Below are 14,035 nucleotides of genomic sequence, written 5' to 3' on the forward strand. Positions count from 1 at the left end.
CATCAATGTCCAAGAAAATCTTCGTAACCGACACCATCCTGCGCGACGCTCACCAGTCGCTGCTGGCGACCCGCATGCGCACCGAAGATATGCTGCCGATCTGCGAAAAGCTCGACAAGGTCGGTTATTGGTCGCTGGAAGTCTGGGGTGGCGCGACGTTCGATGCCTGCGTGCGCTTCTTGAAGGAAGACCCGTGGGAGCGCCTGCGCCAGTTGCGCGCCGCGTTGCCCAATACGCGACTGCAGATGCTCCTGCGCGGCCAGAACCTGCTCGGCTACCGCCACTACAGCGACGATGTGGTCAAGGCGTTCGTGGCCAAGGCTGCGGTCAACGGCATCGATGTGTTCCGTATTTTCGACGCCATGAACGATGTGCGTAACCTGCGCGTGGCCATCGAAGCCGTGAAAGCGGCAGGCAAGCATGCCCAAGGCACCATCGCCTACACCACGAGCCCGGTGCACACCATTGAAGCCTTTGTCGCTCAGGCCAAACAGATGGAAGCCATGGGTTGCGACTCCGTTGCCATCAAGGACATGGCCGGCCTGCTGACCCCGTACGCCACCGGCGAGCTGGTCAAGGCGCTGAAGGCCGAGCAGTCACTGCCGGTGTTTATCCATTCCCACGACACTGCGGGTCTGGCTGCTATGTGCCAGTTGAAGGCCATTGAAAACGGTGCCGATCACATTGACACCGCCATCTCCAGCTTCGCCTGGGGCACCAGCCATCCAGGTACCGAATCGATGGTCGCGGCGCTCAAAGGCAGCGAATTCGACACCGGCCTGAATCTGGAGCTGCTGCAGGAAATCGGTCTGTATTTCTACGCGGTTCGTAAGAAATATCACCAGTTCGAAAGCGAGTTCACCGCCGTCGATACCCGCGTTCAAGTCAATCAGGTGCCGGGCGGGATGATTTCCAACCTCGCCAACCAGCTCAAGGAGCAGGGCGCGCTGAACCGCATGGGCGAAGTGCTGGCCGAGATCCCGCGCGTGCGCAAGGACCTGGGCTACCCGCCGCTGGTGACCCCGACTTCGCAGATCGTCGGAACGCAGGCGTTCTTCAACGTGCTGGCCGGCGAGCGTTACAAGACCATCACCAACGAGGTGAAACTGTACCTCACCGGTGGCTATGGCAAGGCACCGGGCGTTGTCGATGAGAAGTTGCGTCGTCAGGCGATCGGCAATGAAGAACTGATCGACGTCCGCCCGGCTGACCTGCTGAAACCGGAAATGACCAAGCTGCGCGGCGAAATCGGTGCCTTGGCCAAATCCGAGGAAGACGTACTGACCTACGCCATGTTCCCGGACATTGGCCGCAAGTTCCTCGAAGAGCGTGCTGCGGGCACCTTGGCTCCAGAGCCTCTGCTGCCGATTCCTGAACCGGGTGCTGTGGCCAGGGCGGGCGGTGAGGGTGTGCCGACCGAGTTTGTCATCGACGTCCATGGCGAGAGTTACCGGGTCGACATCACCGGGGTCGGCGTGAAGGCTGAAGGCAAGCGCCACTTCTATCTGTCCATCGACGGCATGCCGGAAGAAGTGGTGTTCGAGCCGCTCAACGAATTCGTCGGCGGTGGCATCGGCAAACGACCGCAGGCCAGCAAGCCCGGCCACGTCAGCACTACCATGCCGGGCAACATTGTCGATGTGTTGGTCAAGGAAGGCGATGTGGTGAAAGCCGGTCAGGCTGTGTTGATCACCGAAGCGATGAAAATGGAAACCGAAGTCCAGGCGGCCGTGGCCGGCAAGGTCGTGGCGATTCACGTCGCCAAAGGCGATCGTGTGAACCCGGGCGAGATTCTGGTCGAGATCGAGGGCTGATCGCGACGCAACATGGATAAATGGCCGCCGCGCACAGACGCGGCCGGCCACTGTTTACCTCTGGGGGAGCTCTCGTGGCTCCTCTTTTTTTTGCCTGGAAATCAGCCCCACCGCGCAACGGGCCGCAGGATCCCGAGAGCGCCACCGCCGGCAAGCCGGACTGCTACAGGTATGGTGCCGGCTGGCAGAAGCGCACGAACACTACGGGGGTCATCGTTTGCGCAAATCTGCCAAGGTCTGGATCTGCTCGCCGCTGTTGAAGTTATCCACAGCCAGCCAGGCCGCAAAGGCCTGCTGCAACTGCGGCCATTCGCTGTCCAGAATGGAAAACCACGCCGTGTTGCGGTTCTTGCCCTTGACCACCATGTGCTGGCGGAAGGTGCCTTCGAAGCTGAAACCGAAACGCTCGGCGGCGCTCATGGAGCGGGCGTTGTCAGCGTTGCATTTCCACTCCAGACGACGATTGCCCAGTGCAAATGACTCTTCGGCCAGCAGATAGACAGCCTCGGTGCTCTTGGGAGTGCGCTGCATCGAGGCGCCAAAGGTGACGTGGCCGATCTCGATACGGCCGGCGCTGGGGACGATGGACATCAAACTGAGGAAGCCATCGATAGCCCCCGTCTGCTGATCGATCACGGTGTAGAACCATGGGTCGGTCGACGCCTCCAGGCCCGCGAGGTAGTCGTCGAATGCGCCGCGCTCGGAAAACGGGCCGACCGCCAGGTAATCCCACAGCTTAGGGTCGGCACCGGGGCCTTGCAATGCGTCCCAGAGCCCATCGGCGTGGCGGGCTGCATCGAGTTTTTCCAGACGAATGAAGCGGCCGCTCAACGTGCGTGTATCCGGCAACTTTGCCGATTGCCAGTGTTCGAGGTTCGACATGATGGATTTCCAGTCTTACAGCGGTTTGCGAAATTGAATGAAGCCGGGGCGTTCGGCGATGCGCTCATACAGCCCAATCGCTGTGGTATTGGTCTCGTGCGTAAGCCAGTGAACCTTGTCGGCGCCGCCTTTTTTCGCGGCGACGTATACGTATTCGATCAGCTTGCGGCCCACGCCTGTACCGCGTTGCTCGGGCACCACCAGCAAATCCTGCAGGTAGCACGAATAGTTGATGCTCCAGTTGGAGCGATGAAAGATGAAATGCACCATGCCGACAGCCTTGCCGTCTTCCCAGGCCAGCGCTGCATGGGTCGGCTCATGGCTGTCGAGAAAGCGCTGCCAGGTACTCTGGGTGACAGCGTCGGGCAGTTCGGTTTTGTAGAAGGTCAGATAAGCCTTCCACAGCGGTAGCCAGGCGTCGTGATCAGCGGCGGTGACAGGGCGGATTTGCACATCAGACACGAGGTTATCCTTGGCTCATCAAGCGAGCGATTTCCTGATCGTTGTGGTCCTGACTGGCAGCCAGGCCTTTGCTGACGCCGGCGATGTCTTCGGCACTGCGGTTCTGGTTGAGCTTGCGCTTGCCTTCCAGTCGATCGATGGGGATGGCAAAGCCGACGATCCCGTTGAGCATTTTTTCAATGTAGTGCGCCGGGGCATCGCTCACCGCCCATGGCTCGGCACGGGCGCCTTCGTGCTTGTCGGTCAGACCGCTGACGATCGCCAGTAGCCGCTCGGGGTCGGTAAACACTTCGGGTCGACCGTAGGCATGCACCGCCAGGTAATTCCAGGTTGGAACCACTTTGCCATGCTCAGCCTTAGCAGCGTAGAAGGACGGGCTGATGTAGGCGTCGGCGCCTTGAAAGATCAGCAGCGCCTCGCCATCGGCCAGTGACTTCCACTGAGCATTGGCCTTGGCCAGATGGCCGTACAGCGTGCCGTTCGGCCCTTCATCGGCGTTGAGCAGCAGCGGCACGTGGCTGGCTTGCAGACCCGTGGCGTCGAACGTCACCAGAGTCGCAAGGCGCGTGCCTTCGATTTGCCGGTGCAGACTGACGAGGTCCTCATCCTTGAAGTGGCTGGGTATGTACATGAGATTTTCCTTGGCGATTGGCTCAATCCTAGGCAGCCTATTGGTCTGATGTAAGAACCATTAACGGTCAATTTCATAGGGCCAATCCATGCCAGCCGTCACCCCTTCGCTGACCTTCGACTTCGCCGGTATGGAACTGGATCGCCGGCATGGTTTGAGCCGCCAGCTTTATCAGGCGCTGCGCCTGCGCATACTCGACGGGCGTCTGAGCAGCGGCACACGGCTCCCTGCGAGCCGCGATCTGGCCGCATCATTGTCGATCTCCCGCAACAGCGTGATGCGCGCCTACGATCAGCTCTACGCCGAAGGTTTCACCGAGGGACGTGTCGGCGACGGCACTTATGTCGCTCGGCTGCCGGATAAGCCTGCTGCTGCCAAAAAACTATCCACAAAACTGTCCACAGGCTTATCACCAAGCTTATCAACAGGTTTATCCACAAATCTGTCAAATGACGCTGGTGATTTGTCCAGTGAAGTTATCCACAGTACTTCTCTGGATCTGCTGCAACGCCATCATTTGGGCGCCCATAAAACCGGTTTGCCCAGGGCGTTCAGAGTCGGCGTACCGGCGTTCGACCTGTTCCCGTTCGAGGTCTGGGGCAAGCTGCACGCGGCTTTCTGGTGCAAACCGGGGCTGCATCAGTTGGGCTATGGCGACCCGGCCGGCGAGTGGCGCTTGCGCGAGCTGATCGCGGTGTATTTGCGCACATCACGTGACTTGCAGTGTGCGCCTGAACAAATTGTGATCACCAGTGGTGCGCAACAGGCAATTACCCTTTGTGCACAGCTGCTGCTGGATCAGGGCGACAGTGTGGCAATCGAAAATCCCGGCTACCGCGCCGCCGGACATGCCTTCGCTGTGGCAGGTGCGAGTTTGCGCGGCATGCCGGTGGACAATGAGGGCATGCGCAGCCCGGATCTGAACGACAACAGCTGCAAGCTGGCGTATGTCACGCCCTCGCATCAGTACCCCTTGGGCGTCACCATGAGCCTGGCGCGGCGCCTGGATTTACTGGCGTGGGCGCAGCGTACCCAGGGCTGGATCGTCGAGGACGACTATGACGGCGAATATCGCTACAGCGGTGCTCCACTGGCGCCATTGGCGGCCCTGGATCGGCATGGACGGGTGCTTTACGTCGGGACGTTCGGCAAGGTGGCGTTTCCAGCCCTGCGTCTGGGTTACCTGGTGCTGCCGCTTAATCTGGTCAAGCCGTTCAGTCAACGTCGGGCGCTGGACATGCGTCATTCGGAGATCGGCACCCAGGCGGTGATGGCTGAATTCATCGCTGCCGGGCATTTTCAGCGGCACATCCGGCGTATGCGCCGCGCAGCGTTGAGTCGGCGCGATGCCTTGCTTGCCGGCTGGCCCGACGAACTGCGTGGTTGCAGCCCGATGACCAAACCTGCGGCAGGGTTGCATGTGTCGGTTAAGGTGCAGAGCCTGGCTCGAGAGCGAGAGCTGGTCGCCAAAGCTGAAAGCGTCGGCGTCGAGGTCGCGCCGTTGAGTGAGCACTGGTTGCCGGAATCCGATACCCCTGTGGATAACCGGGCAGGACTGGTGCTGGGCTTCGCGGCGGTGCCGGAGGCTGACATCGCCTCGGCGCTGGAGCGGTTGAGGACGGTGTGGCGGGACTAGGACATCCACACGCTTCTGTGTAGGAGTGAGCTTGCTCGCGATAGGGCCACCCAGGTCCACTGTTTGAGCCAGTGGCCGATCGCGAGCAAGCTCACTCCTACAATTGTCGGTTGCGCCTGCAACCCAGCATCCACGGGGGTATACTCGCGCCCATTGCAACCTCTCCCTGAGATACATTCATGAGCCTTCCTCTCTCTGCGACGCCTGAGCGCAAGTTCGGCACGCCGCTGGTCGCCTTCATTGTGCTGGTGATCGGCGCGCTGTTTCTCCAGTCCGCTGTCGGCAGCAAACAGGTGTTGTTGCTGATCGTCGGCGCGGCACTGGGCCTGACCCTGTACCACGCAGCCTTTGGCTTCACCTCTGCCTGGCGGGTATTTATCAACGATCGTCGTGGCGCCGGTCTGCGGGCGCAAATGGTGATGCTGGCGATTGCCGTGGTGCTGTTCTTCCCTGCACTTGGCGCAGGCACGCTGTTCGGCACGCCGGTGACCGGGCTGGTCGCACCTGCCGGGGTTTCGGTGGTGTTCGGTGCGTTCATTTTCGGTATCGGCATGCAGATGGGCGGCGGCTGCGCGTCCGGGACGTTGTTCACGGTCGGTGGCGGCAATGCACGGATGCTGGTGACACTGCTGTTTTTCATCATCGGCTCGGTCATCGCCACCCACCACGTGGACTGGTGGTTCTCGCTGCCGTCGTTTCCTGCGACCTCCATTGTCAAAACCTTCGGCGTGATCCCGGCTCTGGTGATGAGCCTGGCGTTGTTCGCGGTGATTGCGCTGGTCACCATCAAGCTGGAAAAGCGCCGTCATGGTGAGCTGGAGTCGGCTGTCATCAGTGAGCATGTGGGCCTGCGGCGCTTCCTGCGCGGACCCTGGCCGCTGGTGTGGGGCGCGGTGGCGCTGGCGCTGCTGAACTACGCGACCCTGGCGTTGGCGGGGCGCCCATGGGGCATCACCTCAGCGTTCGCGCTGTGGGGTGCGAAGGTGGCAAGTGGTCTGGGCGTGGACGTCGGCAGCTGGGTGTTCTGGCAGATGCCAGCCAATGCCAAGGCACTGGCGGCACCGGTGTGGGAAGACATCACAACGGTGATGGACATCGGCATCATGCTGGGTGCGGCGGTGGCGGCTGGATTGGCAGGACGTTTCTCGCCAAGCCTGAAGATTCCGACCCGTTCGCTGGTGGCTGCTGTAATTGGCGGTCTGTTGCTGGGCTACGGTTCGCGCCTGGCCTATGGCTGCAACATCGGCGCTTACTTCAGTGGCATCGCTTCGGGCAGCGTGCACGGATGGCTGTGGCTGATCGCAGCCTTTGCCGGTAACGCGGTTGGCGTGCGCATCCGTCCGTTCTTCTTCGAAGGTGAGCGGCGTCCGGTCGTGTTGAGCGGCTGCTGAGCCAGGACATTGAAAAACCCTGCAACAGTGCAGCTTGCCGGCGGTGGCGGATTCGAGCTCGCTACCGCCGGCAAGCCGGACTGCTACAGGGGAATGACAGCGCCCTGAGAGGCCCGTCTATTTGCCGATCTGCCCCTTGGCCACTTTGACGATGTTCTCGGCGGTAAACCCGAACTTGGCCTGGAGCTTATCGATAGGCGCCGAGGCGCCGAACGTGTTCATCACAATCTTCTCCCCAGACTGCCCGACATAACGATCCCAGCCTACGGGTCCGGCCTGTTCGACCACCAGACGTGCGGTCACCTCTGGCGGCAGTACGCTGTCGCGGTAGGCCTTGTCCTGATCCTCGAACAGCTCCCAGCTGGGCATCGAGACCACACGCGCGGCGATACCTTCGGCCTTGAGCTTCTCGAACGCCTCGACTGTCATGCCGACCTCGCTGCCGGTGGCAATCAGAATCACGTCCACCTTGCCTTCTACCGCATCGGCCAGCACGTAGGCGCCTTTGGCGACACCTTCGGCGCTCGCATATTTCGAGCGATCCAGTGTCACCAGTGGCTGACGGGACAGCACCAGGCACGACGGCCGCTTGGTCTGCGCCAGAGCGATCTTCCACGCCTGCGCGGTTTCGTTGGCGTCACCCGGACGCAGGGTCAGCACGCCGGGTGTGGCGCGAAGCTGTGTCAGTTGTTCGATGGGTTGGTGGGTCGGGCCGTCTTCGCCGACGCCGATCGAGTCGTGGGTGAACACGAACACCACTGGCAATTCCATGATCGACGCCAGACGAATCGGCGGCTTCATGTAATCGCTGAACACCAGGAAGGTTGAGGTATACGGACGTATGTAGGACAACGCCAAGCCGTTGGCAATCGAGCCCATGGCGTGTTCGCGGACCCCGAAGTGCAGATTGCGGCCACTGTAGCTGCCAGCTTCGAAACTGCCGGCACCCTCGAACGTCAGATTGGTCTTGGTCGAAGGCGAGAGGTCGGCAGAGCCGCCGATCAGCCATGGGATCTTCTGCGCGAAAGCGTTCAGCACCTTGCCGCCGGAGGCGCGCGATGCGACGCCCTTGGCATCGGTTTCGAAATTCATCAGCTTGTCTTTCCAGCCCTCAGGCATCTCGCCTGCGCGCATGCGCTTGAGCTCGTCGGCCAGTTCCGGCTGGTTCTTCTCAAACTGCGCGAAGGTTTTGGTCCAGGCTTGGTAATCGCCGCTGCTACGGCCCAGCAATGCGTCACGCAAGTAATGACGGGCGTCTTCGGGCACCAGAAAACTGCTGTTCTCGTCCCAACCGTAGGCTTTCTTGGTCAGCTTGATTTCATCTTCGCCCAACGGCTCGCCATGGGCTGAGGCGGTGTTGTGTTTGTTGGGGGAGCCGTAGCCGATCACGCTGTCGACGACAATCAGCGTCGGTGCGCTGTCGGTCTGCTGGAAGGTCTTGATCGCCTCGGCCAGCGCCGCTGCGTCGTTGGCATCCTTCACGTGCAAGGTTTTCCAGCCATAGCCTTCGAAGCGCTTGCGCACGTCATCGCTGTACGCAAGCTCGGTGTGGCCTTCGATGCTGATGGTGTTGTTGTCGTAGATCCAGCACAGGTTCGACAGCTTCAGGTGGCCGGCAATCGAGGCTGCCTCGCCAGTAACGCCTTCCATCATGTCGCCGTCGCCGCACAACACATAGACGTTGTAATCGAACAGCGTGGCGCCTGGCTTGTTGAAGTGCTCGCCCAGCCAGCGCTCGGCCATCGCCATGCCGACGCTGTTCGCGCAGCCCTGACCCAGCGGGCCTGTGGTGGTCTCCACGCCGGTGGTCATGCGGTATTCCGGGTGGCCTGGGGTCTTGGAGTCCATCTGGCGGAATTGCTTGATGTCCTCAAGGCTGACGGCCGGTTTGCCGGAGCGCTTGCCGTGCTCGTCTATCTCCACCACGCCTGCCAGATGCAGCAGCGAATACAACAACATCGAGGCGTGACCCACCGAGAGCACAAAGCGGTCGCGATTCGGCCAGTCAGGATGTTCCGGGTGATAGCGCAGGAAATCCTTCCACAGCGTGTAGCCGACCGGCGCCAGTGCCATGGGCGTGCCAGGGTGGCCGGAGTTGGCCTTCTGCACGGCATCCATGGCCAGGGTGCGGATGGTATTGATGGTCAGTTGGTCGCGGTCGCTGTGTTGTTCGATGGAGTGAGTTGTTGAAGACGAGCCCATTACTTTCTCCTCGTGACGAGTGGCTGAAGCATCCAAGATAGTTGTTGAGCACGGGGAGGGCGGGTTCGTTCCATGAATAATCTGTCATTTGCCGATGGGATGCCGCAGCAGTCCGGCCCGGCGCAGGTAAAGATTTCCAAGGCGCCAGCGCCGACAAGCCGGGCTGCTACAGCCATTGATGGGTGATCAATAAAGCTGCTTGCGAACCATCGGGTCCATTTGCATTCGAACCTTTGGGGTTTGTGCATGTTGCCGTACCCGATCACTGGTTTCTGAACGGGGGTGGCTTTTGCGAGAAATGATCATCAAGAAATACCGCGCCATGATCAGGACCTTTACCTACATCGGTTGGTCACTGTTCTGGTTGTTGATCTGGGATGTGATCGTTACGGTCGACTTCATGCTGTATCTGGAACGCAAGATCACCTTGCCATCGATGCCCCTGACCTTGCTCGGCTCGGCATTGGTGGTCCTGACCAGCTTTCGCAATTCCAGTGCCTACAACCGCTGGTGGGAAGCGCGCACGCTGTGGGGAGGTCTGGTCAATAATTCCCGCAGCTTCGCGCGGCAGGTGCTGACGCTGATTGATGACGAGGATGAACTGAATCCGGTCAAGGGCGTCCTGCTGCGCCGTCATGTCGCCTACGTCGAGTGCCTGTCGGCGCATCTGAAAGGTGGCGATTGCGGCGAGGACGTCACTGCGATGATCCCCCGTGCGGAGTATGAGCGGCGCACGCGTACCAACAATTTCCCCAACGACATTCTCAATGAATCCGCCGCCATCATCGCCGCTGAATACAAGGCAGGACGGCTGGACAGCATTCGTCTGGAGCGGCTTGAAGCGACATTGGTGGAAATTTCCAACTGCCAGGGCGGCATGGAGCGAATTGCCAATACGCCATTGCCTTATCCGTACGTGACCTTCCCAAGGCTGTTTATCACCATGTTCTGCATCATCGTGCCGATTGGCCTGGTTGAAACGCTGGGCTGGTTCACGCCATTGGCGTCGACGGTGGTGGGTTTCATGCTGCTGGCGATCGAGAAGATCGGCACTGATCTGCAGAGCCCGTTCAAGGCGTCAGAGCATGAGATCCAGATGAAGGCCTTGTGCGCCAACATCTCGGGGAACCTGAATTCGATGCTGCGCGATGCCACTGAAAAACAGCGATAAGCTCCGTGAAAAACCTGTGGCAGTCCGGCTTGCCGGCGGTAGCGATCGGGCGGACGTCTGCGCCGGCAAGCCGGACTGCTACAGGATGAGAGTTGTGTCAGTTTGACTGGTTAGTCTCAGGTCCCCGACTTGATCTTGGTCCATACCCGCGTCCGTGCCCGTTCGGCGTCCCGCGGCAGCGGGGTCAGGGTGTACAGGGTCTTCATGGCGTCTTCGGTCGGGTACAGATTCGGATTGTTGCGGATCGCCGGGTCGACCATCTCGGTGGCGTCCTTGTTCGGGTTTGGATACCCGACAAAATCGCTGATCGGCGCGATCACCTTCGGTTGCAGCAGGTAGTTGATGAAGGTGTAGGCGTCTTCCTGATCCTTGGCGCCTTTGGGAATCGCCAGCATGTCGAACCAGATCGGCGCGCCTTCCTTGGGCAGACGCATGTCCACGACTACGCCGTTCTTGGCTTCCTTGGCGCGGTTGGCGGCCTGGGAGAAGCTGCCCGAATAACCCACGGCCACGCAGATGTCGCCGTTGGCGATGTCGGCCATGTACTTGGAGGAGTGGAAATAGGTGATGTACGGGCGAATCTTCATCAACAAGGCTTCCGCCTTTTCGTAGTCCTTCGGATTCTTGCTGTTCGGATCCAGCCCCAGATGCTGCAGGGCCAGAGGCAGAATCTCCGACGGCGAATCCAGCAGCGTCACGCCGCACTGCTTGAGCTTGCTGATGTTCTCTTCCTTGAAGATCAGGTCCCAGCTGTCCACAGGCGCCTTGTCGCCCAGCACTGCCTTGACCTTGTCCGGGTTGAAGCCGATCAGGATGGTGCCGTACATGTAGGGCACGGCAAACTTGTTGCCCGGATCGTTAGCTTCCAGAAGCTTCATCAGCTTGGGATCAAGGTGCGAGTAGTTCGGCAGTTTGCTCTTGTCCAGCGGTTGAAATACGCCGGCTTCGATCTGCTTGGCCAGGAACACATTGGAAGGCACCACCACGTCGTAGCCCGAGTTGCCGGTCAGCAGCTTGGCCTCCAGCGCCTCGTTGGTGTCGAAGATGTCGTAGATCAGCGGGACCTTGGTGTCCTTCTTGAAGTTCTCCAGGGTCTGCGGAGTGATGTAGTCGAACCAGTTGTAGACGCGCAGGGTTTTCTGCTCATCGGCCTGTGCGGCGGCGCCGAGAATCGCCGCGCCTGATGTGGTAAGAAACGCCGCTGCAATAAAGCGCTTGAGTCTGTTCATCGTTGTCTCTCTTCTGATTCGGAGGGGTCAAACGCTTTCAAAACCTTCCAGCACGTTCACGGCGTTGATGCCGATTTCCTCGACGGCATAGCCGCCTTCCATCACAAACAGGGTCGGTTTGCCCAGGCGCGCGATGCGCTCGCCCATGCGCAGATAGTCGGGACTGTCGAGCTTGAATTGCGAGATCGGGTCGTCCTTGAAGGTGTCCACGCCCAACGACACCACCACAACGTCCGCGCCGTAGCGCTCGATCTGCTCGCAGGCCTGCTCCAGCGCCGCGCTCCACTTTGCCCAGTCACTGCCAGCTGCCAGTGGATAGTTGAAATTGAAGCCTTCGCCAGCGCCTTCGCCCAGCTCGTCCTGGTACCCGAGAAAGAACGGAAACTCAGCTTCCGGGTGGCCATGAATCGAGGTGAACAGCACGTCGCTGCGCGCATAGAAAATCGATTGGGTGCCGTTGCCATGGTGGTAATCGACATCGAGGATCGCGACCTTTTTGTGGCCTTGATCAAGGAATGCCTGGGCGGCGATGGCGGCGTTGTTCAAGTAGCAGTAGCCGCCCATTACATCGCTGGCAGCGTGATGGCCGGGTGGCCGGCACAGGGCGAAAGCACTGCGCTCGCCCTTCTGGATCGCGGCCTGCGCGGTAAGGGCGACCTGGGCTGCGCTGTACGCGGCTTGCCAGGTGCCGGCGGTAATCGGCGCACCGGCGTCGAAGGTGTAGTAACCCAGCTGGCCGTGCAGGCTGGTGGGAATGACCGAGCGCAAGGTACGCGCAGGCCAGGTGTAGGGCAGCAGATCGCCCTCTGGATCGGTCTGGGCCCAACGTGCCCAGGCGCCTTCGAAAAATTCCAGGAAGGCCTGGGTGTGAATGCGTTTGATCGGGTCGATGCCGAAATCCTGCGGCGCCTCCACGGCACCGATTTCTCGGTCCCTGACGCGCTGCAGCACATGATCGGCTCGCGATGGCATTTCGAAGCAGGGCATCAGCTTGCCGTCGATCAGCTCGCAGCGGCCGTGATGCAGATGGTGATCGTCTGAATAGATCGTCAGCATTTTGTTGTTTTCCTGATGGCTAAGTTGTCCGACATTCTTGTAGCGCCAGGCTGTATGGGGAACGACGGAAACGGCCAAAAGGGGATAGATCCGGACATAAATGCTGTCCGTATATCGCCCCCAATTGAGGCGTGGCGCCCTGTTTGGAGGCAGTCGGGTAGCGGCTACATCGCGAGATGTCTCGACGGGCCTTGATCTGTAGCAGACCGGCTTGCCGCCGCTAGCGATCTGAAGCCAGTCACCGCCGGCAAGCCGGGCTGCTACAGGGATGGCGTTATCACACCCGAAACTGACTCGGGGCAACACCGCTCCAGCGGATAAAGGCATGCCTGAAGCTTGCGGTTTCACTGAACCCCAATACCTCGGCGATGCGATGGATGGGCAGTTGGTCATCCTGCAGCATTTGCTTGGCTCGCTCGAAGCGTAGCTCGTCGAGCAACTGCTGATAGCTGCTGCCCGTGGCGTGCAAGTGGCGGCGCAGGGTGCGCTCCGAGCAGTTCATTTTTTCAGCCAGCACGCTCAGGCTGGGCGTCTTCTCCAGCTGATCATCGAGTAGGTGGCGAATCCGCCCCAACCAGACCTGACGCCCGGTGAACTCGATGTTCTGCCGACGACAGCGCTCACGCATGTCGCGGTGCGTAACAGGATCGGCAAGGGTCAACGGCTGATCGAGCCAGCGTCTGTCGAAAGCGAACGCATTGTCCTGGGCATTGAAGCGCAGCGTGCAGGCGAAGCTTTCCCGATAACTCGCCTGGTAATCCGGCGCGGCGTGGGCGAAGCGTGCATCCAGCAAAGGCAGCGGTTTGCCCAGCAGGTCATCGCAGATCACCTTCAGCGACGCCATGCACAGCTCGGCGTTGAATACCCGCAGGCTTTCATCGTCGCGATAGTCGCTGGCGCTGAACCAGACTCGTTCACCGTCTTCGATCAGCTGCAGCTCGAATAAAGTGCCGAGCAGCGCCGGATACTCCAGCGCGAGCCTCAGGGCGTCACCGAAAGTGGCACTGGTGAGCAGGGCGTAACCGAGAATCCCGTAGGACGACACATGCATGCGCCGCCCCAACGGCAAACCGATCTCCCGACGCAGCGCCACAGCGTTGGCGCAGACCTGCAATTCCTGAAACGTGGTGATGCGAATGTCCGGCCGACTCAAGTCCGCCTCAGTGATCCCGCTCCCGGCCAGCAACGCCTCGCTGCCCCAGCCTTCGGCCGAAAACGTTTCGAGCACCAGCGAAACGGCGTTGAGGGTGGTGAGGTGAGAGTGGAGCATGAGCGCGTTCCGATGGCTTCCTGATCGCGGAAGGGGAGCAAGAGCTGTGCCGTTGGGTTCTGCACCGCTCTGACACTTTGATGATGGGCTTGCTGACACATTCGCCAGCAAGCCCGCTCCCACGGCCTATGGCCAGAATCAAAGCAGGCGGCGACAGATGTCGTTGCCTCTGCCCGGAGGGCGTGGGAGTCCGCCGGGGTGGCGCTCCACCTTGCCGACGATCTGGCGCGAAGCGCCAGCAAACCCTGTGAACGCTATGAACCTGACCCAGCGAGCCGTCTGATTCTACTG

General features: G+C 60.6%; 11 protein-coding genes. 4 read left to right on the top strand and 7 right to left on the bottom strand.

Annotation, left to right across the window (positions count from 1 at the left end):
- Positions 1 to 5 precede the first annotated feature (5 nt).
- The gene (oadA, locus tag ACI2KS_RS17390) at positions 6 to 1,814 is read left to right on the top strand and encodes a sodium-extruding oxaloacetate decarboxylase subunit alpha (protein WP_404622231.1); all 1,809 of its coding nucleotides are present in this window, start codon (positions 6 to 8) and stop codon (positions 1,812 to 1,814) included.
- A 210-nt stretch (positions 1,815 to 2,024) separates the two neighbouring features.
- Here the strand turns inward: oadA and ACI2KS_RS17395 are convergent, their stop codons facing one another.
- From ACI2KS_RS17395 to ACI2KS_RS17405, 3 genes are read right to left on the bottom strand one after another with little or no spacing between them, the layout of a single operon-like run.
- Positions 2,025 to 2,696 (bottom strand): GNAT family N-acetyltransferase, encoded by a 672-nt coding sequence (locus ACI2KS_RS17395; RefSeq protein ID WP_404622232.1) that lies wholly within the window; start codon positions 2,694 to 2,696, stop codon positions 2,025 to 2,027.
- Between the two features lie 15 nt (positions 2,697 to 2,711).
- Entirely contained in the window at positions 2,712 to 3,158 is a 447-nt protein-coding gene (locus ACI2KS_RS17400) for a GNAT family N-acetyltransferase (protein ID WP_404622233.1), read from the bottom strand.
- Between the two features lie 4 nt (positions 3,159 to 3,162).
- The gene (locus ACI2KS_RS17405; protein WP_404622234.1) at positions 3,163 to 3,789 is read right to left on the bottom strand and encodes an FMN-binding negative transcriptional regulator; all 627 of its coding nucleotides are present in this window, start codon (positions 3,787 to 3,789) and stop codon (positions 3,163 to 3,165) included.
- A gap of 88 nt (positions 3,790 to 3,877) precedes the next feature.
- On the opposite strand from ACI2KS_RS17405, the gene ACI2KS_RS17410 reads away from it, so the two are divergent.
- Together ACI2KS_RS17410 and ACI2KS_RS17415 are read left to right on the top strand one after the other, a co-directional pair.
- Positions 3,878 to 5,425 (top strand): PLP-dependent aminotransferase family protein, encoded by a 1,548-nt coding sequence (locus tag ACI2KS_RS17410; protein ID WP_404622235.1) that lies wholly within the window; start codon positions 3,878 to 3,880, stop codon positions 5,423 to 5,425.
- A gap of 179 nt (positions 5,426 to 5,604) precedes the next feature.
- Positions 5,605 to 6,816 (top strand): YeeE/YedE family protein, encoded by a 1,212-nt coding sequence (locus ACI2KS_RS17415; protein ID WP_404622236.1) that lies wholly within the window; start codon positions 5,605 to 5,607, stop codon positions 6,814 to 6,816.
- 117 nt (positions 6,817 to 6,933) lie between these two features.
- Here the strand turns inward: ACI2KS_RS17415 and tkt are convergent, their stop codons facing one another.
- A complete protein-coding gene (gene tkt, locus ACI2KS_RS17420; protein ID WP_404622237.1) occupies positions 6,934 to 9,018 on the bottom strand; it encodes a transketolase in 2,085 nt (694 codons plus the stop codon).
- A gap of 298 nt (positions 9,019 to 9,316) precedes the next feature.
- Between tkt and ACI2KS_RS17425 the strand changes: the two genes are divergently transcribed.
- Positions 9,317 to 10,189: a bestrophin family protein gene (locus ACI2KS_RS17425; RefSeq protein WP_404622238.1), complete on the top strand. Its 873-nt coding sequence runs from the start codon at positions 9,317 to 9,319 to the stop codon at positions 10,187 to 10,189.
- Between the two features lie 116 nt (positions 10,190 to 10,305).
- Here ACI2KS_RS17425 and ACI2KS_RS17430 read toward each other — a convergent pair whose 3' ends face one another.
- The 3 genes from ACI2KS_RS17430 to ACI2KS_RS17440 form a co-directional block, all read right to left on the bottom strand.
- Positions 10,306 to 11,418, bottom strand: coding sequence for a polyamine ABC transporter substrate-binding protein (locus ACI2KS_RS17430; protein ID WP_404622239.1), 1,113 nt, complete (start codon positions 11,416 to 11,418; stop codon positions 10,306 to 10,308).
- A gap of 27 nt (positions 11,419 to 11,445) precedes the next feature.
- Complete coding sequence (locus tag ACI2KS_RS17435) at positions 11,446 to 12,474, bottom strand: histone deacetylase family protein (protein WP_404622240.1); 1,029 nt, start codon at positions 12,472 to 12,474, stop codon at positions 11,446 to 11,448.
- A gap of 277 nt (positions 12,475 to 12,751) precedes the next feature.
- The gene (locus ACI2KS_RS17440; RefSeq protein WP_404622241.1) at positions 12,752 to 13,744 is read right to left on the bottom strand and encodes an AraC family transcriptional regulator; all 993 of its coding nucleotides are present in this window, start codon (positions 13,742 to 13,744) and stop codon (positions 12,752 to 12,754) included.
- Between the last annotated feature and the right edge of the window lie 291 nt (positions 13,745 to 14,035).

It is taken from the genome of Pseudomonas sp. NPDC087358 (genome assembly GCF_044900785.1).
In the GTDB taxonomy this organism is placed as follows: Bacteria; Pseudomonadota; Gammaproteobacteria; order Pseudomonadales; family Pseudomonadaceae; genus Aquipseudomonas.

Coding starts and splice junctions, on each gene's coding strand:
- oadA (WP_404622231.1), top strand. CDS start 6: ATGTCCAAGAAAATCTTCGTAACCGACACCATCCTGCGCGACGCTCAC.
- ACI2KS_RS17430 (WP_404622239.1), bottom strand. CDS start 11,418: ATGAACAGACTCAAGCGCTTTATTGCAGCGGCGTTTCTTACCACATCA.
- tkt (WP_404622237.1), bottom strand. CDS start 9,018: ATGGGCTCGTCTTCAACAACTCACTCCATCGAACAACACAGCGACCGC.
- ACI2KS_RS17415 (WP_404622236.1), top strand. CDS start 5,605: ATGAGCCTTCCTCTCTCTGCGACGCCTGAGCGCAAGTTCGGCACGCCG.
- ACI2KS_RS17395 (WP_404622232.1), bottom strand. CDS start 2,696: ATGTCGAACCTCGAACACTGGCAATCGGCAAAGTTGCCGGATACACGC.
- ACI2KS_RS17435 (WP_404622240.1), bottom strand. CDS start 12,474: ATGCTGACGATCTATTCAGACGATCACCATCTGCATCACGGCCGCTGC.
- ACI2KS_RS17425 (WP_404622238.1), top strand. CDS start 9,317: ATGATCATCAAGAAATACCGCGCCATGATCAGGACCTTTACCTACATC.
- ACI2KS_RS17440 (WP_404622241.1), bottom strand. CDS start 13,744: ATGCTCCACTCTCACCTCACCACCCTCAACGCCGTTTCGCTGGTGCTC.
- ACI2KS_RS17405 (WP_404622234.1), bottom strand. CDS start 3,789: ATGTACATACCCAGCCACTTCAAGGATGAGGACCTCGTCAGTCTGCAC.
- ACI2KS_RS17410 (WP_404622235.1), top strand. CDS start 3,878: ATGCCAGCCGTCACCCCTTCGCTGACCTTCGACTTCGCCGGTATGGAA.